Raw genomic sequence first — 23080 nt, 5'->3', positions numbered from 1 at the left:
GTGGGGTGGATCTGGTGGTGGTGCGGCTCGGTGGGCCTGCAGGTCGGCCTGGAGGCCCGTGGTCGCGTCAGCGACCGACGACGCGCAGGACGCTGGTGACGTCCAGGACGACGTCCTCGCCGCGGAGGGCGACGACGGTGTCCGCCAGGTCGGCCTCGCGCGCCAGGTGGGTGCCGATGACGAGCGTCGCGGTCCCCTCGGCTGCGCCGGTGGTGGTCTGTTCGACCGTCTCGACGCTGACGCCGTGCTTCGCGAGCACGCCGGCGACCGTCGACAGCACGCCGGGGGCGTCCGTGACGTGCAGGGTGATCTGGTAGCTCGTGCGCACGGTGCCGATCGGGAACACCGGCAGCTCGGACTGCGTCGACTCGGCGACACCCGGGCCGCCGATGACGTGCCGACGGGCCGCGGAGACCAGGTCGCCGAGGACCGCCGAGGCCGTCTCGACGCCACCGGCACCCGCGCCGTAGAACATCAGGTCGCCGGCGGCCTCGGCCTCGACGAACACCGCGTTCTTCGCACCGTGCACGCTCGCGAGCGGGTGCGACTCGGGCACGAGGGCCGGGTAGACGCGGGCGCTGACGCCCTCGCGGCCGTCCTCGTCGGTGAGCCGCTCGGCGGTCGCCAGGATCTTCACGACGTAGCCGGCCTTGCGGGCGGCGCGGACCTGGTCGATCGTGACGTGGGTGATGCCCTCGCGGTGCACGGCGGCGAGCGGCACCGAGGTGTGGAACGCGAGCGAGGCCAGGATCGCGGCCTTCTGCGCGGCGTCGTAGCCCTCGACGTCGGCGGTCGGGTCGGCCTCGGCGTAGCCGAGCTCCGTCGCGGTGGCCAGGGCGTCCTCGAACGTGGAGCCCTTGCGGTCCATCAGGTCGAGGATGAAGTTCGTGGTGCCGTTGACGATGCCCATGATCCGGACGATGCGGTCACCGGCGAGCGAGTCGTGCAGCGGACGGATGATCGGGATCGCCCCGGCCACGGCGGCCTCGTAGTAGAGCTGCGCGCCGACCTGCTCGGCCGCGGCGAAGAGCTCCGGGCCGTGGGTCGCGAGCAGCGCCTTGTTGCCGGTGACGACGTCCGCGCCCGACTGCAGGGCCTGGAGCACGAGGGTGCGCGCCGGCTCGATGCCGCCGATGAGCTCGACGACGATGTCCGCGCCGAGGATGAGCGATGCCGCGTCCGTGGTGAAGAGCTCCGCCGGCAGGTCGACGTCGCGCTGCGCGTCCACGTCGCGCACGGCGATCCCGACCAGCTCCAGCCCGGCACCGGCGCGCGAGGCCAGCTCGTCGCCGTGCTCGAGGAGCAGTCGCGCGACCTGGGAACCGACCGAGCCGGCCCCGAGCAGCGCGACACGGACGTTGCGGTATTCGATCATCTGGTAGCGGTTCCTGTCGGTGGGGGTGCGCCCTGCGGGGTGGGCGGACCCGGTCGGGTCGGGGGTCAGCGGCCGGTGCCGTCGGCGGGCACGGCGGCGACCCCGGTGTCACGGGCGAGGAGGTCGTCGATCGTCTCGCCCCGCACGAGGATACGGGCTGTGCCGTCCGCGACGGCGACGACCGGCGGGCGGCCCACGTGGTTGTAGTTGCTCGACAGCGCCCAGCAGTAGGCCCCGGTGGCCGCGACGGCGAGCAGGTCACCGCGCTGCACGTCGCCGGGCAGGTACTCGTCGTTGACCACGACGTCGCCGCTCTCGCAGTGCTTGCCGACGACGCGGCTCAGCACCGCCGGGGCGTCCGAGGTGCGGGCGAGCCGGGCCGTGTAGTCGGCGCCGTACAGGGCGGGACGGATGTTGTCGCTCATCCCGCCGTCGACCGAGACGTACGTGCGGGTCGCGCTGCCGCCGTCCTCGGTCTCGAGCGTGACGGGCTTGATCGTGCCGACGCGGTAGAGCGTCACCCCGGGCGGGCCGATGATGTAGCGGCCCGGCTCGACGGCGATGTCCGGCACCGGGATGCCGCGCTCGGCGCAGGCCTCGCCGATGATCGTGGCCAGTGCCTCGGCGACGTCCTCGGGGGCGAAGGCCGAATCGGCCTCGGTGTAGTCGATGCCCCAGCCGCCGCCGAGGTTCAGCTCGGGCACCGGACCGGAGGCCACGAGCGTCGCGTGCACGTCCATGAGTCGACGTGCGGCCTCGCGGAAGCCGGCGTCGTCGAAGATCTGCGAGCCGATGTGCGAGTGCAGCCCGACGAAGGCGAGCGAGGGCTCGGCGCGGGCGGCTGCTGCGGCCTCGACGGCCTCGGACAGCGGGATGCCGAACTTCTGGTCCTCGCGGGCGGTCGCCAGGTACTCGTGGGTGGACGCGTGCACACCGGTGTTGATCCGGATGCGCACGCGCTGCACGACCCCGGCGTCGGCGGCGGCACGGGCGACGCGCTGCACCTCTTCGTGGCTGTCGAGCACGATCGTGCCGATGCCGACCTCGACCGCGCGGGCGATCTCGGCGTCGGACTTGTCGTTGCCGTGGAAGCCGAGCCGGCCGGGGTCGATGCCGCCGGCCAGGGCGACCGCGAGCTCACCGGCGGTGCAGACGTCCACGCGCAGGTCGGCCTCGGCCATCCACGCGACGACCTGCGTCGTGAGGAAGGCCTTGCCGGCGTAGTAGACGTGCGCGTGGCTGCCGATGCGCTCGAACGCCTCGGCGAACGCGTTCCGCACGCGGACGGCGCGGGACTGGACGTCACGCTCGTCGACGACGTACAGGGGCGTGCCGAACTGCGCGACCAGGTCCGTCGCGCTGATGCCGCCGATCGCCAGGGTGCCGTCGTCGGTCCGCGTCGCGGACGCGGGCCAGATGCGGTCCACCAGTTCGGAGGCGTCCGTCGGGAACCGCAGCCGCGGCGGTGCAAGGGGGTTCTCGCTCACGGGACCCGATCCTACCGACGCGAGCCGTTCCTCCAGGCCGCGTTACGCACCCGTCCGCTCAGCCGCAGCTGCCGACCGTCCGCAGGCCGTCCTCGTTGAGCGGCAGCGCGTCCGCGGTGATGCGGACCGTCGCGTCCGACTTCGACACGTCGAGCGAGCGCACCCGCAGCGCCTCGGGCAGGAACTGCGCGGTGCAGACCTGCACCGGGACGCCGGTGACGCCGGGGATCGAGTCGACCTTGAGGCCGAGGTCGGAGTTCGTGATCCGCACGCTCTCCGGGGTGATCGAGATGCCGCGGCCGTCGTCCTGGGCGACGACGGCACCCTTGGCGGCGTAGGTGATGTCGTAGCCGAGCACCGACGACGACCCCGTCAGTTCCACGCCGCCGTCGACCAGGTTCAGCCGGTCGAACAGCGGGCTGTACTTCGCCAGGTCCTTGACGCTCGACGACGCCAGGGTGACCGTGCCGTCGACGTCGCGGACGTCGCCCTTGCCGTCCACCGGGACGTCCTGCGCGGTGACGTCGGCGGCGAGCGGGATGCCGTCCACCGTGAGCTTCGCCGAGGAGATCTCGACGCGGTCGAGCGTGCCGCTGATGAGCTGCGGGATGACGATGCCCTCGGCGTGGGCGTCGACCTCGCCGGTCGTGCCGTCCGGTAGCGACTGCTCGACCTGCTGGGCGATGATCCGGTCGACGACGCCGCGCAGCACGAACTCGGCGATCACGACGAGGGCGGCGAGCACGACGACGACCACGAGCAGGACGACGGGCCAGCGGCGGCGCGTGGTGGGGCGTTCGGTGGCTGCGGGCATGCGTCCTACCCTGCCAGCCGGTCCCGGCAGGCTGCCTGGAGGCCCGGTGCGCGTCCGGCGCGGCGGCTGCGGCGGGTGCGAGCGCGGGGGGCGGGCGGGGCGCGGGGCGCACGCGATCGCGCCCCGCCACGGTCATCGCGCCCTCGCACACCGGGGCGCGATGACCGTCAAGGGGCGCGTTTCGGCAACGGCTCGGCCGTCTGCTCGCGCCGCCGCTCCGCTACATGCGGGACGGAGCCGACACGCCGAGCAGGCCGAGGCCGTTGCGGACGACCTGGCCGGTGGCGTCGTTCAGCCACAGGCGCGTGCGGTGCAGGTCGGTCACGGGTTCGTCGCCGAGGGGCGTGACACGGCAGGAGTCGTACCAGCGGTGGTAGAGGCCGGCGAGCTGCTCGATGTACCGCGCGATGCGGTGCGGCTCGCGCAGTTCGGCGGCGTGCCGGACCACCCGCGGGTACTCGGCGAGGGCTCCGAGGAGCGCGCTCTCCGACTCGTGGGTCAGCAGCGAGGCGTCGAACACCGACCGGTCGACCCCGGCCGCCGCGGCGTTCCGGGCCACCGACTGCGTGCGGGCGTGGGCGTACTGCACGTAGAAGACGGGGTTGTCGTTCGTGCGCTTCGTGAGCAGGTCGAGGTCGATGTCGATCGCGGTGTCGCTGGCGAACCGGACCAGGGCGTACCGGCCGGCGTCGACACCGACGGCGTCGACGAGGTCCTCCATCGTGACGATGGTGCCGTTGCGCTTCGACATGCGCATCGGCGCGCCGTCCTTGAGCAGGTTGACCATCTGCCCGATCAGGATCTCGAGGTTCTTGCCCGGCTCGTCCCCGAACGCGGCGCACATCGCCATCATCCGGCCGACGTAGCCGTGGTGGTCGGCGCCGAGCATGATCAGGTTCCGCTCGAAGCCGCGCTCGCGCTTGTCGAGGTAGTACGCCAGGTCGCCGGCGATGTACGCGGGCTCGCCGTCCGACTTGATGACGACGCGGTCGCGGTCGTCGCCGAAGTCGGTCGTGCGGAGCCACTCGGCGCCCTCGGCCTCGTACATCACGCCGGCCGACCGCAGTCGGGCGATGGCACGCTCGACGGCCTTCGACTCGTGCAGGGCGTTCTCGTGGAAGTAGACGTCGAAGTCGACGCCGAAGTCGTGCAGTGACGACTTGATGTCGGCGAACATGAAGTCGACGCCCTCGCGACGGAAGAGCTCCTGCGCCTCGTCGCGCGGCAGGTCGCGGACGTCGATGCCCGGCTCGAGGGTCGCGATGACCCGTGCCGCGATCTCGGCGATGTAGGCGCCGCCGTAGCCGTCCTCGGGCGTGGGCTCTCCGAGTGCGCTGGCGACGAGGGAGCGGGCGAACCGGTCGATCTGCGCGCCGTGGTCGTTGAAGTAGTACTCGCGGGTGACCAGCCCACCCTGCGCCTGGAACACGCGGGCCAGGCTGTCGCCCACTGCGGCCCAGCGGACGCCGCCCATGTGGATCGGGCCGGTGGGGTTGGCGGAGACGAACTCCAGGTTGATCCGGACGCCGTCGTACAGATCGCCGGTGCCGAAGGACTCGCCGCCGTCCACGATGGTGCGCGCGATCTCGCCAGCGGCGGCCGCCTCGAGCGTGATGTTGATGAAGCCGGGGCCGGCGACGTCGACGGAGTCCACACCGTCGAGCTCGGTCAGCTCACCGGCGATCTCGGTCGCGAGCTCGCGCGGGTTCGTGCCGAGCCGCTTCGCGAGCTGCATGGCCGCGTTCGAGGCCCAGTCGCCGTGGGCGCGGTTCTTCGGACGCTCGAGCACCACGTGGGACTCCTCGATCGTCACGGTCTCGGACGCGCCTCGGCGCTCGACGATCCCGGTCAGGATCGACAGGTACGCGGCGGAGAGTTCGGCAGGAGTCACGAGGACCGATCCTACCGGGACGCCCAGGTCCGCACCGGTCGATGCAGCATCATGTCGGGATGACCCCCCGCAGCCGTGCCCGGGCGCTCACCGTCGCCACCCTCACCACCGCAGCAGCCGTCTTGCTCGCCGGGTGCTCAGGCGGCGGGGACAGCACCCCGTCGGCCAGCGCGACCCCGGCGGGCAAGCCGGTGTCGCAGACCTGCGCGGAGCTCCTGCCGACCAGCGCACTGTCGGTGTACGGGCAGACCTTCGAGCTCGACGACTCCTTCACCCCGGCGAAGGGCTCCCCCGCCGCGACCATCGCGAAGCAGCAGGGTCGCGTGTGCCGGTTCGTCAGCACCGACGCGGACGCCACGGCGATCACGCTCGCGGTCGCCGACCTGCCTGAGAAGTCGCTCACCAACCTGAAGGACGCCCTGTACGAGCGGGGCGGGTCCGTCCCCACCTACCGCGTGGAGGGCTACTTCGCCCTGAGCGGCGACGTCGGCCGCGCCGACGCCTTCGCCGACCCGTACTGGATCACCGCGCAGTCGACGCTGTTCACCGAGCCGGGTGGGGCACAGCCCGTCGTGGACGCGGTGCGGGCCGCGCTGCAGCCGTCCGCGTCGGCGACGGCGACGCCCGCGGGCTGAAGCGCGCTGCCCCCGCGCACCGTGCGAGGCCGCCGCCGTCTGGTGCGAGGTTGCGCACGTGGTGCGCGCTTGCAGCGCCGCACGGAACGCGGAACCTCGCACGGGATCTCGACGGTCGCACCGTGCGGACGGGAGGCCCGTGGCGGGCCCGCACCGCGCCTCCCGGCCGGCGGCGGCCACGCACCGTGCCGCGTCCGCCGTCGGGTGCGAGGTTGCGTGCCTGGTGCGCGCCTGCTGCGCCGCACGGAACACGGGACGTCGCACGGGATCGCGACGGACGCACGGTGCGGACGGGAGGCCTGGGGCGGGCCCGCACCGCGCCTCCCGGTCGACGGCGGCCACGCACGGTGCCGCGTCCGTCGTCTGGTGCGAGGTTGCGCGCGTGGTGCGCTGCTCGCAGCGCCGCACGGAACACGGAACCTCGCACCGGCTCGCGTCGCTCGCACCGTGCGGACGGGAGGCCCGTGGCGGGCCCGCACCGCGCCTCCAGGTCGACGGCGGCCACGCCCTGTGCCGTGTCCGTCGTCTGGTGCGGGGTTGCGTGCGTGGTGCGCGCTTGCAGCGCCGCACGGAACACGGGACCTCGCGCCGGCTCGCGACGCTCGCACGGTGCCGGGTCCGCCATCCGGTGCGAGGTTCCGTGCGTGGTGCGCGCTTGCAGCGCTGCACGGGACACGGAACCTCGCACGGGAACGCGACACGGGAGGGCCGTGGCGGGCCTGCACCGCGCCTCCCGGCCGTGCCGACGGCACGTCCACGGCGCGACACGCGCTGTCCGGGACCACCCGCCGGACCTGCTACGGTTGTTGACACCCCTTGGCCCCCATAGCTCAGGGGATAGAGCACTGCCCTCCGGAGGCAGGGGCGGAGGTTCGAATCCTCCTGGGGGCACTGGAAAGTACGCCGAAGAGGTTCCCGAACGGATCGAGCAGCTGGCAGAGCCGCTCTCCCGTGAACACCGTCTTCGGCCCCCGGTGCGCGACGGCGCCGTTGGCGACCCAGTCCTCGACGACGGCGTCCACGTCGGGCACGGTCCAGTACGGCACCGTGCCGGACGGCCCCGGCGTGTTGAGTTCGTCGGTGCGGTGCAGCGTGAGGCGGACGCCGTCGATGTCGAACGCGACGAGCGCGCCACCACGCACGACCGGTTCGCGGCGGAGCCTGGCCGCGTACCAGGCGACCGCGGCGTCGAGGTCGTCGACGAACAGGAAGACGTTGCCGACCGGGCCGATTGGGAGCGGAGCTGTGGAGTCGTCGTGCACGGGGGTCCTCCTTCGTCGCGCGCCGCTCAGCGGTGCTCGACCCCGAGCGTCTGCGCGAGGAACGTGAGCGATCCGGGCAGCGCGTGGTCGGTGTAGCCCTCGGCGTGCCGGAGACCGGGGATCAGCTGCAGCGTGTTCGGGACGCCGACCGCGGCGAGCGCCGCCTGCAGCGCGATCGGGTCCGACCGCGGGACCCACTCGTCCAGCGAGTTGGCGAGGTAGACGGGGCCCGTCGACGCCGTCACGTGCTCGATCGTGGACGCCGCGGCGAGCGCCGACCGGTCGCCGCCGACCTCCTGCAGGATCACCCAGCGGAGGAACGGGTCGTCCCGGCCGGTCTGGTCGATGTCGGCGCTCCGCATCGCGTCGAGGTCCTGCGTCGTCGGCGCCGCGGAGACCGTGCCGTCCGTCGCCCGGATGATCTCGGCGAGGCCGAAGATCCCGGACCAGCTCACGGAGGGACGGCCGGTCGCGATGCCGCCCTCGACGGCGAGGTTCCCCCCGGCTGACCCGCCGAAGAAGGCGACCTTGCTCCGGTCGAAGGGGACGTCGGACTGCAGCGCCCACTCGTAGGCGGTGAGCATGTCGTCCCTGCTCGCGGGGAACACGTCCGTCGGTGCCAGCCGGTAGTTCGGCACGAAGACCGTGTACCCGGCGTCCACGAGTCGGGCGGACAGGCCGTCCTCCTTGGACTTGTCCCCGCGGAACCATCCGCCACCGTGCACGAGCACGACGGCGCCGGTGCTCGGGGGCGATCCGGGGGCCGGACGGTGGACGTCGAGGACCAGGGCGTCGTGCTGGTCCGAGTACCGCACGTCGCGGTCGATGTGGGGAGGTGGCTGGGCGGACATCGGTGACGACCTTCCTCGGGTTCCCGACGCCGCGACCGGCGGCGGTTCGTGGAATCCGATTCTCATCGACCGTGTCACGGGGCGATTGGGTCGGATGACTCGATGCGGTTCGGTTCCGGGGCGAGGAGCGGCACAACCGGGTCCTGAGCATCCCGGTAGCGTTCCGGCATGACGATGACGTTCCCGGTGCCCGGAGTCCACGCGCTGCGGGGCGGCCCCGTGCTCCGGTGGGGTGTGATCGGCCCCGGGGAGATCGCGAACGACTTCACCGCGACGCTGCACGCGAACTCCGACCAGCGCGTGGTCGTCGTGGGGTCCCGCTCCCCCGAGCGTGCCGCGGCCTTCGCCACCCGCCACGGTGTGCCCGGTGTGCACGGGTCGTACGAGGCCCTCGTGGCGGACCCGTCCGTCGACGTGGTCTACGTCGCCTCGCCGCACCCGCAGCACCTCGGGCATGCACTGCTCGCGATCGCCGCCGGCAAGCACGTGCTCGTCGAGAAGCCGATGACGACCTCGGCGGCGGACACGCGCACCCTCGCCGACGCCGCCCGGGCCGCGGGCGTCCTCGCGATGGAGGCGATGTGGACCCGGTACCTGCCGGGCACGACCGTCGTCGCCCGTCTGCTCGCGGACGGGGTCCTCGGCGATGTCCGGCTCGCGACGGTCGACGTCGGGTGGCCGCACGACCCGGACCCGGCGGACCGGATGTTCGACCCCGCCGCAGGTGGGGGTGCCCTCCTCGACGCCGGTGTGTACGGGCACTGGTTCGCACGGTTCGCCACCGGCGCCCCGGTTACCAGCAGCACGACGGGGGCGGTCTCGGATCGCGGGGTGGACCTCCAGTCCGTCACGGTGTCGACGGCGGAGGGAGGCGCGCAGGCGGTGGTGGCCACGTCGATGACGGCGTGGACGCCGGGGCTGGCGGTGATCGCCGGGAGCCGGGCCACGGTCCGGTACACCGACCACTTCGTGTTCCCGGCGTCGTTCGCGGTGCACCACCCGGGTGGGGAGGACCACTGGGCGGAGCCGACGGGGCTGCGGGGTCGTCAGGGACTCGTGTGGCAGGCGGCGGCGCTCGCGCAGTACGTGGCGGACGGTCGCACGGAGTCCCCGGTGCACTCGCTGGACGACTCGATCGGGATCGCGACGGCGCTCGACGCGGCCCGTGCGGCGCTCGGACCGACCGGTGCAGCGCTCGGACCGACCGGTGCGGCACCGTCCGTTCCCGAGCAGGACACCTCGACCCTCTAGGATCACGGGCCGGTCGTCCCGCACGCGACCGGGAAGAGGCCTCGATGACCATCGGCACCGGGAACGCGCAGCTCGAACTCGCCCGCGGCGGCGACGCACCCGCCCCACGGACCCTGTTCGACGTCCTGGCGGCGACCGCGGCGACCCACCCGGACGCGAGGGCGCTCGAGGACCCGGCCGGCAGCGTCGACTACGCCGCCCTGCTCGACCTCGTGCGCGCGCAGGCCGACGACCTGGCCCGCCGCGGCGTCCGTCGCGGCGACCGGGTCGGGGTGCGGATCCCCTCCGGCGGGCGTGACCTGTACCTGTCGATCCTCGCCGTGCTCGCCGCCGGGGCGGCCTACGTGCCGGTCGACGCGGACGACCCCGAGGAGCGCGCCACCCTGGTGTTCGGCGAGGCCGGTGTCGTCGGGGTGATCGGCGCGGGCGGTGTCCTGCGCGACCGCGACGGCACCGAGCTGCCGGTGACGGACCCTGCGGCGAGCGCCGAGCTCCCCCGCGAGACCGACGACGCGTGGATCATCTTCACGTCCGGGTCGACCGGGGTGCCGAAGGGTGTGGCGGTCACCCACCGCAGTGCAGCGGCGTTCGTGGACGCCGAGGCGCGGATGTTCCTGCAGGCGGCGCCGATCGGTCCGGGTGACCGGGTGCTGGCGGGGCTGAGCGTGGCGTTCGACGCGTCGTGCGAGGAGATGTGGTTGGCGTGGGGGCACGGTGCCGCGTTGGTGCCGGCGCCCCGGTCGCTGGTGCGGACGGGCGTGGACCTGGGGCCGTGGCTCATCGCGCACACGATCACCGTGGTGTCGACGGTGCCGACGCTCGCGGCGTTGTGGCCGGACGATGCGCTGGAGCAGGTGCGGCTGGTGATCTTCGGTGGTGAGGCGTGCCCGCCGGAGCTGGCGGCGCGCATCGCGAGTCGTGACCGTGAGGTGTGGAACACGTACGGGCCGACCGAGGCAACGGTGGTGGCGTGCGGGTCCCTGCTCGACGGGAGCCAGCCGATCCGGATCGGGTTGCCGCTGGACGGGTGGGACCTGGCCGTGGTGGACGGTGCCGGGCAGCGGGTGGAGCCGGGCGGCGTCGGGGAGCTCGTGATCGGCGGGGTCGGGCTGGGGCGGTACCTCGACCCGGCGAAGGACGCGGAGAAGTACGCGCCGTTCCCGGAGCTCGGGTGGGAGCGGGCGTACCGGAGCGGGGACCTGGTGCGCTACGAGCCCGAGGGGCTGGTGTTCCAGGGGCGCGCGGATGACCAGGTGAAGCTCGGCGGCCGGCGGATCGAGCTCGGGGAGATCGATGCGGCGCTGCAGGCCCTGGACGACGTGGCGGGTGGTGCCGCGGTGGTGCAGCGGACCCCGGCGGGCAACCAGGTGCTGGTCGGGTACGTGGCTCCGGTGGCCGGGGCGACGGTGGACGTGGCGGCGGCGAACGCCCGGTTGCGGCAGGAGCTGCCGGCGGCGCTGGTGCCGTTGGTGGCCGTGGTGGAGTCGCTGCCGACGCGGACGTCGGGCAAGGTCGACCGTGCGGCGCTGCCGTGGCCGTTGCCGGGTGCCTCGGACGCGGCGATGCTGCCGGACACGGTGGCGTGGATCGCCGAGCGGTGGTCGGCGATCCTCGGGGTGCCGGTGGCGAGCGTCGACGACGACTTCTTCGCGCACGGCGGTGGGTCGCTGACGGCGGCGCAGCTGGTGTCGGCCATCCGTGAGCGGTTCCCGACGACGACGGTGGCGGACGTGTACGACCACCCGCGGATCGGTGCGTTGGCGGCGGCGCTGGACGAGTCCGGCCCGGTGGCGGCATCGTCGCGCGACGTCACGCCGGTGCCCCCGACGACGGGGTTGCTGATGACGCTGCTCGGGCTGCCGGTGCAGGTGCTCCGGGGGCTGCGGGTGCTGACGTGGACGGCCCTGGTGGCCGCGGTGCTGCACGCGACGACGCTGCCGTTCCTGCCGGTGCTGCCCTGGCCGGTGCTGGTGCTGGCGCTCCTGGTGTTCGTGACGCCGATCGGCAAGATGGCGCTGACGGTGGTGCTCGCGCGGCTGCTGCTCGCCGGGGTCCGGCCCGGGTCGTACCCCCGCGGTGGTTCGGTGCACCTGCGGGTCTGGCTGGCCGAGCGCATCGCCGAGGCGGTCGACGGCCCCTCGACGGCGGGCGCCCCGTGGATCAGCTACTACGCCCGGGCCCTCGGCGCGCGCATCGGAAGGGACGTCGACCTGCACACGCTGCCGCCGGTGACCGGGATGCTCACCATCGGCAAGCGTGCCTCGATCGAGCCCGAGGTCGACCTGGCCGGGCACTGGCTCGACGGCGACGTGTTCCACCTGGGGCACGTCCGCATCGACGAGGACGCCGTGGTGCGCAGCCGGACGACGCTGCTGCCGGGGGCGCACGTCGGTGCGGGTGCCGAGATCACGGCGGGTTCCGCCGTCGGCGGCCCGGTGCCCGCGGGCGAACGCTGGGCAGGGGCACCTGCGGAGCGCACCGGGTCGGCTCGTGACGACCGGGAGGCCCGCCCAGCGACCCGACGACGCTGGCTGCTCGCGTACGGGGCCGGGTCCCTGGCCGTGGCCGGGTTGCCGGTGGTCGGTGTCGCAGTCGGACTGCTGGTCGCCCTCGCCCTGGTCGGGCGGGCGTCGACCCTGGGCGACGCGGCGCTCCGTGCGCTGCTGACGGTCCCCCTGGCGACGGTCGTCGCCGGTGCGGTGTACGCGCTGCTGGTGGTGGTCGCGGTGCGGCTGCTCGGCATCGGCCTGCACGAGGGACGGCACCCGGTGCGCTCCCGGATCGGCTGGCAGGTGTGGTCGACCGAGCGGGTGCTCGACGCGGCGCGCACCCTGCTGTTCCCGCTGTACGCATCGCTCGTGACGCCGGTGTGGCTGCGACTGCTCGGCGCCCGGGTCGGTCGGGACACCGAGATCTCGACCGTGCTGCTCATCCCGGCGTTGACGCAGATCGCGTCGGGGGCGTTCCTGGCCGACGACACGATGGTGGCGACGTACGAGCTCGGCGGCGGTCGGGTGCGGATCGGTCGCTCGAAGGTCGGCCGTCGGGCGTTCCTCGGCAACAGCGGCATGACGGGTGCCGGGCGCTCGGTGCCGCGCGAGGCCCTGGTGGCGGTGCTGTCCGCGGTGCCGAAGAAGGCCAAGCGCGGGTCGTCGTGGCTCGGGTCGCCCCCGGTGCGGCTGCGGCGCGCGGCGACGGAGTTCGACGAGGCACGCACGTTCCGCCCGTCCAGGCGGCTCAAGGTCGCCCGCGGCTGCTGGGAGCTGCTGCGCCTGGTGGCCCCGATGGTCTCCGCCGCCATCGCGCTCGGCGTGGCCGGAGCACTGCTGGCGCTCTGGTCGGCCGTCGGGATCGGCTGGACGGTGCTGCTCGCCGGACCGGTGCTCATCGCCGCCGGTGCCGTCGCCGCCGTCGTTTCGACGATCGCGAAGTGGGCGTTCGTCGGCCGGATCACCGCCCGGGAGCACCCGCTGTGGTCGTCCTTCGTGTGGCGCAACGAGGTGCAGGACACCTTCGTCGAGACCGTCGCGCGCCCCTGGTTCGCCGAGCAGGCCACCGGCACCCCCGCGCTGGCCGTCTGGCTGCGGAGCCTCGGTGCGACGATCGGCCGCGGCACCTGGCTCGAGACGTACTGGCTGCCCGAGGCCGACCTGGTCACGATCGGCTCCGGGGCGTCGGTCGCGCGGGGCACGGTCGTGCAGACGCACCTGTTCCACGACCGCGTGATGCAGCTCGACACCGTCCGGATCGACGCGGGTGCGACGCTCGGGCCGCACAGCGTGGTCCTGCCGGCGGCCGGCATCGGTGCCGGGGCGACCGTCGGGCCGTCCTCGCTCGTGATGCGGGGTGAGCAGGTGCCGACGGGTTCCCGCTGGTCCGGCAACCCGATCGCTCCGTGGACATCGGCAGCACCGTTGGTGACCGCCCCACCGGCGCCATGAGGTTGACTGTCCCCGTGCCCTCCGATCCCGCCGCAGACCCGTACACCCCGCACAGCGGCGACCGACGGTGGAGTGCCGAGCACTACGAGCTCCGTCTCGACTACCGCGTCGCCACGAACCGCCTGGACGGCACCGCCACGATCACCGCGCGCGCCCTGGAGCCGCTCGAGAAGGTCGTGATCGACCTGCACGGGCTCACGGTCGACCGGGTCGACGTCGACGGACGCCGGGCCAAGAAGGTCTCGACCGCGACGCACAAGGTGACGGTCACCCCGGCCGACCCCATCGCCGCCGACACCGTGTTCAGCGTGCACCTGCGGTACCGCGGCACCCCGCACCCCGTCCGGAGTGCGTGGGGGCAGCTCGGCTGGGAAGAACTGTCCGACGGCGTCATCGTCGCCGCGCAGCCCACGGGAGCGCCGTCGTGGTTCCCGTGCAACGACCGCCCCGACGACAAGGCCACGTACCGGATCGAGATCGCGGCCGAGGCGGCGTACGACGTCCTGGCGAACGGGGAGCTGCTCGCCAAGGAGCGCGACCGCGTCGGCACCCGCTGGACCTACGCCACCACCGAGCCGATGGCGACCTACCTGGCGACCGTGCAGATCGGCCGCTACCGCACCACGAAGCTGCGCACGAGCGGGGTCCCCGTCACGCTGCACCACCCCGCCGACCTCGCCGCCGCCGCGAAGACCGACTTCGGCCAGGTGCCGGAGATGCTCGCGCTGTTCGGTGACCGGTTCGGCCCGTACCCGTTCGCGGCGTACGGCGTCGTGGTGACCGACGACGATCTCGAGATCCCGCTCGAGGCCCACGGCCTGGCGGTGTTCGGCCGGAACCACGTCGACGGCGAACACGGCACCGACCGCCTCATCGCCCACGAGCTCGCCCACCAGTGGTTCGGCAACTCCGTCACGGTCACCCGGTGGCAGGACATCTGGCTGCACGAGGGGTTCGCCTGCTACGCCGAGTGGCTGTGGTCCGAGGACCGCGGGGACGACACCGCCGACCAGCTGGCCGAGCGGTACCGGCAGGGACTGCTCGAGCAGCCGGAGGACCTGGTGATCGGTGACCCGGGCGCGAAGGACATGTTCGACGACCGCGTCTACAAGCGCGGTGCCCTCGCTCTGCACGCCGTCCGCCGCACGTTCGGCGACGACGCCTTCTTCGCCGGGCTGCGGAGCATCACCGAGCGGCACCGGCACGGATCCGTCATCGTGCCCGACGTGCTCCGTGCGTTCGCGGACGCCGCCGGCCGCTCGGTCGCGGACGTCGGTGCGGTGACCGGGCCCTGGATCGACGAGGCGTCGGTGCCGACGCTGCCCGCTGGCTAGCAGGCTCCGCCGCCGCGTCGATCAGCAGGCTCCGCCGCCGCGTCGGCTAGCCAGCCAGCTCGCCGTCGGCCGGGTCGCAGCTGACCTCGGACCACACCGCGTCGAGCGACAGTCCGACCACGCCCGCGACCGACGCGATCGTCGAGAACGCCGGCGTCGCGATCCGACCGGTCTCGATCTTCCGGAGCGTCTCCGGCGAGATCCCCGCAGCCAGGGCGGTGCCCACGATCGACCGCGGACCACGGGCACGACGCAGCAGCGCACCGAGGCGACGACCGCGCGCGACCTCGTCGGGACGGAGTGGGAGACGGACCATGACCACATAGTAATACCGGTATGATCATCCGCGTGATCGAGATCCTGACCCCCGCCGAGGTCGACAAGGGCCGCGCCACCGGAGCCCTCGTCGGCACGATCCTGCAGACCCTGCGCGAACGCACCCGCGTCGGCACGAACCTGCTCGAGATCGACCGGTGGGCGAAGCAGATGATCGAGGCCGCCGGCGCGGACTCCTGCTACGTCGACTACGCACCCTCGTTCGGCCGCGGCCCGTTCGGCCACCACATCTGCACGGCCGTGAACGACGCCGTCCTGCACGGGCTGCCGCACGACCGGGTGCTGCAGGACGGCGACCTGCTGACCCTCGACCTCGCGGTGTCCCTGGACGGCATCGCCGCCGACGCCGCGATCAGCTTCGTCGTCGGTACCGCACGCCCCGAGGACCTCGCACTCATCGACGCCACCGAACGCGCGCTGGCCGCGGGCATCGCCGCCGCCGGACCGGGCGCCCGCATCGGTGACCTGTCCCACGCGATCGGCACCGTGCTCGAGGCCGCGGGCTACCCGGTGAACGTCGAGTTCGGCGGGCACGGCATCGGCTCGACCATGCACCAGGACCCGCACGTGTCGAACACCGGGCGGCCCGGCCGCGGCTACACGCTCCGGCCCGGGCTCCTGCTCGCGCTCGAACCGTGGGTGATGGCGGACACCGACGTCCTGGTCACCGACGCCGACGGGTGGACCCTGCGGAGTTCCACGGGAGCGCGGACCGCCCACACCGAGCACACCATCGCGATCACCCAGGACGGCGCCGAGGTGCTCACGCTCCCCCGCTGACCGCCCCGACGACCTCGACGGGCAGGCCACCCGCGGCGACGACGAGCACGACGTCCGGTGCGGGGTACAGCACGGTGACCGGTTGTCCGGCACCCTCGAACCGGGCGGTGCCGGCGGCCACGTCGACCTCCACCGCGAGCGGGTCGACGCGCAGCCCGCGTCCGTCGCGTTTCAGGACGGCCTCCTTGGCCGCCCACGCTGCGGCGAGGAGCGCCGGATCCCCGTCGGCTCGACGGAGTTCGTCAGGGTTGAATGCATCGAGCGGCGCAGCGGCGACCCGCGACACCCGTTCGACGTCGACACCGAGTGCCGACGGTCCGACCGCGAGGGCGACGACGCCCGGTGCGCGCGACAGGCTCACGCCGACCGTGACGCCCGCGACGGTCGCCCACGGACGACCGTGGTCGGTCCCCGCGCAGTGCGGGCAAACGCGCCCCGCGCGCACCGCGACCGGCTCGGCGCCGGTCGCCGACACGACGGCGGCGACCAGGGCCTCCCGGTCGTCCGCGCGGTCAGCAGCCGGCGTCCGGAGCGTCACCGTGACGGTCTGGAGGCGCGACCCACCGACCGGGGCAGCGCCCGTCGGTCGTGTGGTCGCGCCCAGAGCGGATCAGGCGTGCGTCAGCGCGATGAGCGCGACATTCATGGTGCTGTACTGCCCCTCGGAGCGGGTCGCCTGGCGAACTCGTCCGCGCAGGACCTCGTAGCGGCCGTCGTGCTCGCGCACGAAACCGATCACGCCCGTCGCCGGAGTCGACACCCGGTGGTAGCCGTCCTCGAGCGGGACGACCTCGGTGCTCGTGGTGCGTTCCATCGTTCTTCCCCTTCCGTTCATCCTCGAACAGTGGCGCCAGCATACCCCGGTACGGGGGACAAGACGTCCACAGGAAGCACGGTCCGGAGCGTTCCCCCAGAGTCTGGCGGTGCCCCTGCGTGGCCTGGATAGACTCCGGGCGACAGCGCACTCGTGGCGCGGTCCGGTGCGGTGCCACGGGGTACCGACCGGCGACGGACGGAGGACGGATGCGAGCGGTCCAGCACGGATCGGGCACGGACGGATCGAGCGGGCACAGGGGGACAACGCGGCTGTGGAGCCGTGTGACGGCCGCCCTCGTCGCGATGCTGATCGTCCTGGCTCCGGCAGCGACCGCCCACGCCACGGCGCCCGTCGACCTGGGCGGCGCGTACGTCCTCGACGAGGCCGACGCGCTGACCGCATCCCAGCAGTCGAAGGTCGAGCAGGCCGTGCAGGACCTGTACGCCGAGACGCAGACGCAGCTGTACGTCGTGTTCGTGCCGTCCTTCACCGACCCCACCGACCACACCGAGTGGGGTCGGGCGGTGCTCGAGCAGAACCAGATCGACACCGACGGCATCCTGCTCTCGGTCGCGGTCGACGAGCGCAACTACGACGTCCAGCAGACGAACGAGACCGCGATCTCCTCGTCCGACGTCGAGAACGCCGTCAACGACGCGCTGCTCCCCGAGCTCAAGCAGGGCGACTGGTCCGGCGCCGCCGTGGCCTTCGCCGACGGGCTGACCCAGTCGCAGGCCCCGGTGGACCTCACCTGGCTGTGGATCCTGCTGCTCGTCGTGGTCGTCGGGCTCGTCGTCGTGGTCCTGGTCATCCGGACCCGCAACAAGCGCCGCACCGCCGCAGCGACCGAGGCGCAGGAAGCCTCGCTCGCCGACCTCGAACGCACCGCCGGCGGCGCCCTGGTCACCATCGACGACGAACTCCGAACCGCCGAGCAAGAGGTCGGGTTTGCGAGCGCGCAGTTCGGCCCCGACGCCGCCAAGCCCTTCGCCGACGCCGTGCAGGCCGCCCAGCGCGAGGTCCGCAAGGCCTTCACGATCCGGCAGCAGCTCGACGACGAGATCCCCGACACCCCGCAGCAGCGCGCCGAGTGGGCGAACCAGATCATCGTGATCTGCGAACGTGCGCACGCCGCGATCGAGGAGCAGACCGAGGCGTTCGACCAGCTCCGCTCGCTCGAGGACGGCATCGAGGACGCGGCCGCATCGCTCGCCCAGGCCGTGGCCGCCGCACCGGCATCGGTCGGGGCCGCCGCCGCTGCGCTCGACCGTGTCCGCGCCCGCTACACCGGCCGCACCCTCGCGACCGTGGCGAACAACGTCGACCAGGCCCACCAGGTGCTCGCCTTCGCCACCGAACGCTCGAACGCCGCCACCGCGTCGATCGCGGCCGGCGACAAGGGCGAGGCGGTCGTCGCCGTGCGCGACGCCCAGCACGCGCTCGCTCAGGTGCAGCAGCTCACCGACGGCGCACTCGCCGCCGAGCAGTCCTTCGACGAGGCCACCGCCCGCGCCGAGGCGATGCGCATCGACATCCAGGGCGACGTCGCCGCCGCCCGCAGCCTGCGCTCGGGCGGGCCGGACCTCGCCGCCGCGGTCACCCGCGCCGAGGCCGTGCTCCGCCAGGGGCTCGACCCGAAGGACCCGGTGGCGGCCGTCGACGCGCTGACCCGGGCGAACACCGAGATCGACCAGGCCATCGCCGCGGCGCGGGGTGCCGAAGAACAGCGCCAGCGGGCCACCCAGGCGCTCGACGCGGCCCTGCGCGATGCCCGGAACCGGATCAGCCAGGCCCGCGACTACGTCTCCCTGCACCGCGGCGGCATCGGCCCGACCGCCCGGACCCGGCTGTCCGAGGCCCAGCGCGCCTACGACGACGCCGTCGAGCTCGCCCCGAACAACCCCGGCCAGGCACTCAACGCCGCCCGCGCGGCCGAGCAGTACGCGGCCGCCGCGATGGATGCCGCCAACGACGACCTCGGCGGCTGGGGTGGCGGCCAGGGCGGTGGCGGTGGTGGTGCCCAGCTCGGCGGCCTCGTCACCGGACTCGTCCTCGGCGGCCTGCTCGGCGGTCGCGGCGGCAGCTACGGCGGCGGTTCCTTCGGGGGCGGCGGCTTCGGCGGCGGCGGGGGCTTCAGCGGCGGTGGCGGCTTCGGCGGAGGCGGCGGTGGGGGCGGCGGCGGCTTCTCCGGCGGCGGCCGCTTCTGACCCGACGCACTCCCCCGGCACCCAGAACCAGACACGACCCGACAACACCGTCCACAGGACTTCCACGAAAGGGAACAGCAATGGCCAAGCAGACCATCTTCGGACGCATCTCCACCCTCGTGCGCGCGAACATCAACCAGATCATCGACGACGCCGAGGACCCGCAGAAGATGCTGGACCAGCTCGTCCGCGACTACACGAACAACATCGCCGACGCGAAGACCGCGATCGCGCAGACCATCGGCAATGTGCGCCTGCTCGAGCAGGACCACGAAGAGGACAAGAAGGCCGCGGTCGAGTGGGGCCAGAAGGCTGCCAACGCCTCCACCGCAGCCGACAAGTACCGCTCCGAGGGCAAGTCGGCCGAGGCGGACAAGTTCGACAACCTCGCCAAGATCGCCATCGGCAAGCAGATCGCCGCCGAGCAGGAGGTCAAGGACGCGGAGCCGAACCTGGCGTCGCAGAACGAGGCCGTCGAGAAGCTCAAGACCGGTCTCGCCGGCATGGAGCAGAAGCTCGAGCAGCTCCGCGCGAAGCGGGACAACCTCGTCGCCCGCTCGAAGACCGCCGAGGCGCAGTCCCGCGTCAACGACGCCCTCGGCAACATCGACGTGCTCGACCCGACGAGCGACCTCGGCCGCTTCGAGGAGAAGGTCCGCCGCGAAGAGGCGAAGGTGCTCGGCCAGCAGGAGCTGCAGTCGTCGAGCCTCGACGCCCAGTTCGAGAGCCTCGAGGACGTCGGCAAGGACGCCGAGGTCGAGGCACGGCTCGCCGCGCTGAAGTCCGGCGGATCCTCGAGCATCTGACGAACGCCCTGACGACGCCGGACCCCAGCTGACAGACTGAGACGATGCACTTCCTCGTGGTCGGTCAGTGGCAGGGTTCGGCGTCGTCGCGCGCGATGCGCCTCGGGGACGGCGCGTCGGCGATCGCGGCCGACCTCCCCCGGGCGTCCACCACCGTGGTCGACGTCCCGGCCGGAGCGGGTGACCGCCTCGAGACCGCCGTCGCCCGCTACACCTCGGTGCTCGCCGTCGCCGAACGCGTCGCCGAGGAAACAGCCGTCGCCACCGAACCGGTGCTCGTCGTCGGCGGTGACGGCGCCAGTGTCCTCGGCGCGACCGCTGCCCTCGCACCGGACACCGCGTTCGTCCGCATCTCCGGGTCCAGCGGGTACCGCGCGCTCAACCGGGCCCAGCCCATCGCCGCCGAGACCGCCGCCCTGCGCCTGCTGGTCGACCGCCCCGACGACCTGTTCCCCGGCCTGCCGGTGGTGCCGGCGTCCTCGGTCGTCGTCGCCGGGGTCCGCGGGGTCGAGGACGCCGAACGAGCCGCCCTCGACAAGGCCGGGATCGTGCACCTCGACGTCGACGCCGCCACCCCGGACGCCCTCGCCGCAGCGGTCGAGCGGACCGGTGCCGCATCGGTCTTCGTGCACGTCGACCTCGACGTCCTCGACCCGTCCGAGGTCGACGGACTCCTCGAACCCGTCCCGTTCGGCCTCGACGGCGCAGCGCTCGTCGAGCGCATCCAGGCCGCGACGCGCGGGCGGCGCCTCGTCGGCGCCGCGCTCACCGGATTCGCCCCCGTCGACCCGGACCGGGCGGTGGACGACCTCGGCGTCATCCTGCGTGTCGTCGGAGCGGTGACCAGCGCCTCCCGGGTGGGCTGACCACACGTCCGACGCGACCGGCGGACGCCCTGCCGTCCCGCGTACGCTCGGCAGCATGACGGACTACGACCTCATCGTGATCGGAGCCGGCGCTGTCGGCGAGAACGTGGCGGACTACGCCAGGAAGCGCGACCTGTCGGTCGCGATCGTGGAGGCCGAGCTCGTCGGCGGCGAGTGCTCCTACTGGGCGTGCATGCCCTCGAAGGCGCTCCTGCGCAGCGGACACGCCCTCGCCGCCGCCAAGCGGCTCGACGGTGCGAAGCAGGCCGTGACCGGCACGCTCGACGCCGCCCACGTGCTCGCCCGCCGCAACTCGTTCACCTCGGACTGGAAGGACGACAGCCAGGTCTCGTGGCTCGAGTCCGCCGGCATCGACCTGATCCGCGGGCACGCCCGCATCACCGGCCCGAAGACCATCGACGTCGACGGCGAGACGCACACGGCGCGCGCCGCCGTCGCGGTCGTCACCGGTTCCCTGCACACGCTGCCCCCGGTGCCCGGTCTCGCCGAGGCGAAGCCGTGGGGCACCCGCGAGGGCACCAGCGCCCAGCAGGTCCCCGAGAGCCTGCTCGTCATCGGCGGCGGTGTCTCCGGCTCCGAGCTCGCGACCGCGTGGGCGTCCCTCGGCGCGAAGGTCACCCTCGTCGCCCGGCACGGTCTGCTCGGCGGCATGGAGCCCTTCGCCGGGGAACTCGTCGCCGACTCCCTGCGCGAACTCGGTGTCGACGTCCGCACCGGCGTCAACCCGGTCCGGGTCGACCGCGACGAGCACGGTCTCGTCACCACGGAGCTCGACGACGGCACCACCGTCATCACGAGCGAGGTGCTCGCCGCCACCGGCCGCGCCGCACACACGCGTGACCTCGGGCTCGAGACCGTCGGCCTGACCGCGGGCGACTGGCTCGACGTCGACGACACCATGCTCGTGCACGGCACCGACTGGCTGTACGCCGTGGGTGACGTCAACCACCGCGTCCTGCTCACGCACCAGGGCAAGTACCAGGCGCGTGCCGCCGGCGAGGCGATCGCCGCCCGGTACCAGGGCACGCCGCTGCACACCGAGCCGTGGGGTGCCCACGTCGCCACCGCCGACCACGCCGCCTCGCCGCAGGTCACCTTCACCGACCCCGAGGTCGCGAGCGTCGGACTGACCGAGGCGAAGGCCCGCGAGCAGGGGCTGAACGTCCGCGCGGTCGAGTACGACCTCGGTGCGATCGCCGGGTCCTCGCTGCAGGCAGACGGCTACACGGGCCGCGCGAAGATGGTCGTCGACGAGGACCGCGGGGTCGTCGTGGGCGTCACGTTCGTCGGCCAGGACGTCGCCGAGATGCTGCACGGCGCCACCGTCGCGGTCGTGGGCGAGGTCCCGATCGACCGTCTGTGGCACGCGGTCCCGGCCTACCCGACGATGAACGAGATCTGGCTCCGCCTGCTCGAGACGTACGGCCGCCCGGCCTGAGCGTGCGCAACCCGCTGCTCGACTCGCCCGTGTCCCGCGCGGGGTGGGTCTTCGCGACCGCCGTCGGGCTCGCCGTGGGCGTCCCCCTGTCGACCGGGCGGATCCGGGTGGAGGACGGGCTCGTCGTCTGCACGGGGCTGCCGCGCTGGGTGTTCCGGCGCGGCGGCACCTGCGTCGGTTCGGTGTACCTGACCCGCGACAACGACGGCCCGCCGGTGCTCCGGCACGAGCGGGTGCACGTCGAGCAGTGGCGCCGGTACGGGATGCTCATGCCGCTGCTCTACGCCGTGGCCGGGCGGGATCCGCTGCGGAACCGGTTCGAGGTCGAGGCCGGCCTGGAGGACGGCGGCTACCGCTGACGGGTGCGCGTGCGGGTGGGGTGCGGGGTCGCACGACACGCCGCGTGCGCATCGCCGTGGTCGCGCGAACTGTCGCCCCGACGCCGGTCGGGCGACAGATCGTGCGACCTCGTCGGGCGTGCCGGCCGGGGCCGGCCGGGGCTCGGTCGGTCGCAACACCCCGCCGGGTGCACGGCGAGCGGTCGCAGACCGTCGCCTGCGGCGCCGCCAGCCGACAGTTCGTGACCGCTCGGCGCCCGGCCCACGACGAGTCGTGACCACTCGGCGGCGGGCCGGCCAGGCGACGGGACGCGACCAGTCGACGGCCTGGAGGCGCGTGCCGGCCCCGCCACGCGCCTCCAGGCCGCCGCGCCCCACGCCCACCGCGCCCGCCCGCCGGTCGCAACACCCCGCCGGGTGCGCGGCGAGCGGTCGCAGACCGTCGCCTGCGGCGCCGCCAGCCGACAGTTCGTGACCGCTCGGCGCCCGGGCGACGACGAGTCGTGACCACTCGGCGGCGGGCCGGCCAGGCGACGAGACGCGACCGATCGACGGCCTGGAGGCGCGTGCCGGCGCCGCCCCGAGCCTCCAGGCCGCCGCGCCCCACGCCCACCGCGCCCGCCCGCCGGT

The 23080-nt window shown here is 73.4% G+C and carries 18 protein-coding genes, 1 tRNA gene and 1 pseudogene; 11 read left to right on the top strand and 9 right to left on the bottom strand.

What is annotated here, in order from left to right:
* Positions 1 to 67: 67 nt before the first annotated feature.
* From BIU91_RS05755 to argS, 4 genes are all read right to left on the bottom strand, one after another.
* Complete coding sequence (locus tag BIU91_RS05755) at positions 68 to 1375, bottom strand: homoserine dehydrogenase (protein ID WP_027465790.1); 1308 nt, start codon at positions 1373 to 1375, stop codon at positions 68 to 70.
* Positions 1376 to 1440: 65 nt separating this feature from the next.
* Positions 1441 to 2862: a diaminopimelate decarboxylase gene (gene lysA, locus BIU91_RS05750; RefSeq protein ID WP_071404605.1), complete on the bottom strand. Its 1422-nt coding sequence runs from the start codon at positions 2860 to 2862 to the stop codon at positions 1441 to 1443.
* A 58-nt stretch (positions 2863 to 2920) separates the two neighbouring features.
* Complete coding sequence (locus BIU91_RS05745) at positions 2921 to 3676, bottom strand: LmeA family phospholipid-binding protein (protein ID WP_071404604.1); 756 nt, start codon at positions 3674 to 3676, stop codon at positions 2921 to 2923.
* A gap of 220 nt (positions 3677 to 3896) precedes the next feature.
* A complete protein-coding gene (gene argS / locus BIU91_RS05740; RefSeq protein ID WP_071404603.1) occupies positions 3897 to 5567 on the bottom strand; it encodes an arginine--tRNA ligase in 1671 nt (556 codons plus the stop codon).
* Positions 5568 to 5626: 59 nt separating this feature from the next.
* Here argS and BIU91_RS05735 point away from each other — a divergent pair, with 59 nt between their 5' ends.
* Together BIU91_RS05735 and BIU91_RS05730 are read left to right on the top strand one after the other, a co-directional pair.
* Entirely contained in the window at positions 5627 to 6202 is a 576-nt protein-coding gene (locus BIU91_RS05735; protein WP_071404602.1) for a hypothetical protein, read from the top strand.
* 819 nt (positions 6203 to 7021) lie between these two features.
* Positions 7022 to 7093: transfer RNA gene (locus BIU91_RS05730), tRNA-Arg, on the top strand.
* A gap of 26 nt (positions 7094 to 7119) precedes the next feature.
* On the opposite strand, the pseudogene BIU91_RS19505 reads toward BIU91_RS05730, so the two are convergent.
* Positions 7120 to 7464 (bottom strand): annotated as a pseudogene (locus BIU91_RS19505) (VOC family protein); the annotation flags it as partial.
* Positions 7465 to 7490: 26 nt separating this feature from the next.
* A complete protein-coding gene (locus BIU91_RS05725; protein ID WP_071404601.1) occupies positions 7491 to 8315 on the bottom strand; it encodes an alpha/beta hydrolase in 825 nt (274 codons plus the stop codon).
* A gap of 168 nt (positions 8316 to 8483) precedes the next feature.
* Here BIU91_RS05725 and BIU91_RS05720 point away from each other — a divergent pair, with 168 nt between their 5' ends.
* Genes BIU91_RS05720 through BIU91_RS05710 form a run of 3 tightly spaced genes read left to right on the top strand, consistent with a single transcriptional unit; the run spans position 8484 to position 14841 of the window.
* Positions 8484 to 9566, top strand: a complete 1083-nt coding sequence (locus tag BIU91_RS05720; RefSeq protein ID WP_071404600.1) for a Gfo/Idh/MocA family oxidoreductase — start codon at positions 8484 to 8486, stop codon at positions 9564 to 9566.
* Positions 9567 to 9610: 44 nt separating this feature from the next.
* Positions 9611 to 13507, top strand: a complete 3897-nt coding sequence (locus BIU91_RS05715; protein ID WP_071404599.1) for a Pls/PosA family non-ribosomal peptide synthetase — start codon at positions 9611 to 9613, stop codon at positions 13505 to 13507.
* A 14-nt stretch (positions 13508 to 13521) separates the two neighbouring features.
* Positions 13522 to 14841 carry a M1 family metallopeptidase gene (locus BIU91_RS05710; protein ID WP_253183694.1) on the top strand — a complete coding sequence of 440 codons (1320 nt, stop codon included), beginning with the start codon at positions 13522 to 13524 and terminating at the stop codon, positions 14839 to 14841.
* 46 nt (positions 14842 to 14887) lie between these two features.
* On the opposite strand, the gene BIU91_RS05705 is transcribed toward BIU91_RS05710, so the two are convergent.
* Positions 14888 to 15157, bottom strand: coding sequence for a helix-turn-helix transcriptional regulator (locus tag BIU91_RS05705; RefSeq protein WP_071404629.1), 270 nt, complete (start codon positions 15155 to 15157; stop codon positions 14888 to 14890).
* A 32-nt stretch (positions 15158 to 15189) separates the two neighbouring features.
* Here BIU91_RS05705 and map point away from each other — a divergent pair, with 32 nt between their 5' ends.
* The gene (gene map, locus BIU91_RS05700; RefSeq protein ID WP_071404628.1) at positions 15190 to 15957 is read left to right on the top strand and encodes a type I methionyl aminopeptidase; all 768 of its coding nucleotides are present in this window, start codon (positions 15190 to 15192) and stop codon (positions 15955 to 15957) included.
* Here map and BIU91_RS05695 read toward each other — a convergent pair.
* Both BIU91_RS05695 and BIU91_RS05690 read right to left on the bottom strand, forming a co-directional pair.
* The gene (locus tag BIU91_RS05695) at positions 15941 to 16495 is read right to left on the bottom strand and encodes a 4'-phosphopantetheinyl transferase superfamily protein (RefSeq protein ID WP_071404598.1); all 555 of its coding nucleotides are present in this window, start codon (positions 16493 to 16495) and stop codon (positions 15941 to 15943) included. The genes map and BIU91_RS05695 overlap by 17 nt on opposite strands.
* Before the next feature lie 72 nt (positions 16496 to 16567).
* Entirely contained in the window at positions 16568 to 16771 is a 204-nt protein-coding gene (locus BIU91_RS05690; protein ID WP_017885770.1) for a hypothetical protein, read from the bottom strand.
* Between the two features lie 284 nt (positions 16772 to 17055).
* On the opposite strand from BIU91_RS05690, the gene BIU91_RS19160 reads away from it, so the two are divergent.
* The 5 genes from BIU91_RS19160 (at position 17056) to BIU91_RS05665 (ending at position 22471) form a co-directional block, all read left to right on the top strand.
* Positions 17056 to 18981, top strand: a complete 1926-nt coding sequence (locus tag BIU91_RS19160; protein ID WP_175473015.1) for a TPM domain-containing protein — start codon at positions 17056 to 17058, stop codon at positions 18979 to 18981.
* Between the two features lie 80 nt (positions 18982 to 19061).
* Positions 19062 to 19787: a PspA/IM30 family protein gene (locus BIU91_RS05680; RefSeq protein ID WP_017885772.1), complete on the top strand. Its 726-nt coding sequence runs from the start codon at positions 19062 to 19064 to the stop codon at positions 19785 to 19787.
* 44 nt (positions 19788 to 19831) lie between these two features.
* Positions 19832 to 20653, top strand: coding sequence for an arginase family protein (locus tag BIU91_RS05675; protein ID WP_071404596.1), 822 nt, complete (start codon positions 19832 to 19834; stop codon positions 20651 to 20653).
* A gap of 55 nt (positions 20654 to 20708) precedes the next feature.
* Entirely contained in the window at positions 20709 to 22112 is a 1404-nt protein-coding gene (locus tag BIU91_RS05670) for an NAD(P)/FAD-dependent oxidoreductase (RefSeq protein ID WP_027465800.1), read from the top strand.
* A gap of 2 nt (positions 22113 to 22114) precedes the next feature.
* On the top strand, positions 22115 to 22471 hold the full coding sequence (locus BIU91_RS05665; RefSeq protein ID WP_171907784.1) for a Fe-S oxidoreductase: 357 nt from the start codon (positions 22115 to 22117) through the stop codon (positions 22469 to 22471).
* The last annotated feature ends 609 nt before the right edge of the window (positions 22472 to 23080 follow it).

The organism is Curtobacterium sp. MMLR14_002 (assembly GCF_001864975.1).
GTDB lineage: Bacteria > Actinomycetota > Actinomycetes > Actinomycetales > Microbacteriaceae > Curtobacterium > Curtobacterium flaccumfaciens.
The sequence above is the reverse complement of the archived record's forward strand: the minus strand, read 5'-3'. Positions and strand labels throughout refer to the sequence as shown.

What these genes read in the sequence shown, in the direction of transcription:
- BIU91_RS05755 (WP_027465790.1), bottom strand. Translation starts at nt 1,375, where the DNA reads ATGATCGAATACCGCAACGTCCGTGTCGCGCTGCTCGGGGCCGGCTCG.
- BIU91_RS05745 (WP_071404604.1), bottom strand. Translation starts at nt 3,676, where the DNA reads ATGCCCGCAGCCACCGAACGCCCCACCACGCGCCGCCGCTGGCCCGTC.
- BIU91_RS05735 (WP_071404602.1), top strand. Translation starts at nt 5,627, where the DNA reads ATGACCCCCCGCAGCCGTGCCCGGGCGCTCACCGTCGCCACCCTCACC.
- BIU91_RS05725 (WP_071404601.1), bottom strand. Translation starts at nt 8,315, where the DNA reads ATGTCCGCCCAGCCACCTCCCCACATCGACCGCGACGTGCGGTACTCG.
- BIU91_RS05720 (WP_071404600.1), top strand. Translation starts at nt 8,484, where the DNA reads ATGACGATGACGTTCCCGGTGCCCGGAGTCCACGCGCTGCGGGGCGGC.
- BIU91_RS05715 (WP_071404599.1), top strand. Translation starts at nt 9,611, where the DNA reads ATGACCATCGGCACCGGGAACGCGCAGCTCGAACTCGCCCGCGGCGGC.
- BIU91_RS05705 (WP_071404629.1), bottom strand. Translation starts at nt 15,157, where the DNA reads ATGGTCCGTCTCCCACTCCGTCCCGACGAGGTCGCGCGCGGTCGTCGC.
- BIU91_RS05690 (WP_017885770.1), bottom strand. Translation starts at nt 16,771, where the DNA reads ATGGAACGCACCACGAGCACCGAGGTCGTCCCGCTCGAGGACGGCTAC.
- BIU91_RS05680 (WP_017885772.1), top strand. Translation starts at nt 19,062, where the DNA reads ATGGCCAAGCAGACCATCTTCGGACGCATCTCCACCCTCGTGCGCGCG.
- BIU91_RS05675 (WP_071404596.1), top strand. Translation starts at nt 19,832, where the DNA reads ATGCACTTCCTCGTGGTCGGTCAGTGGCAGGGTTCGGCGTCGTCGCGC.
- BIU91_RS05670 (WP_027465800.1), top strand. Translation starts at nt 20,709, where the DNA reads ATGACGGACTACGACCTCATCGTGATCGGAGCCGGCGCTGTCGGCGAG.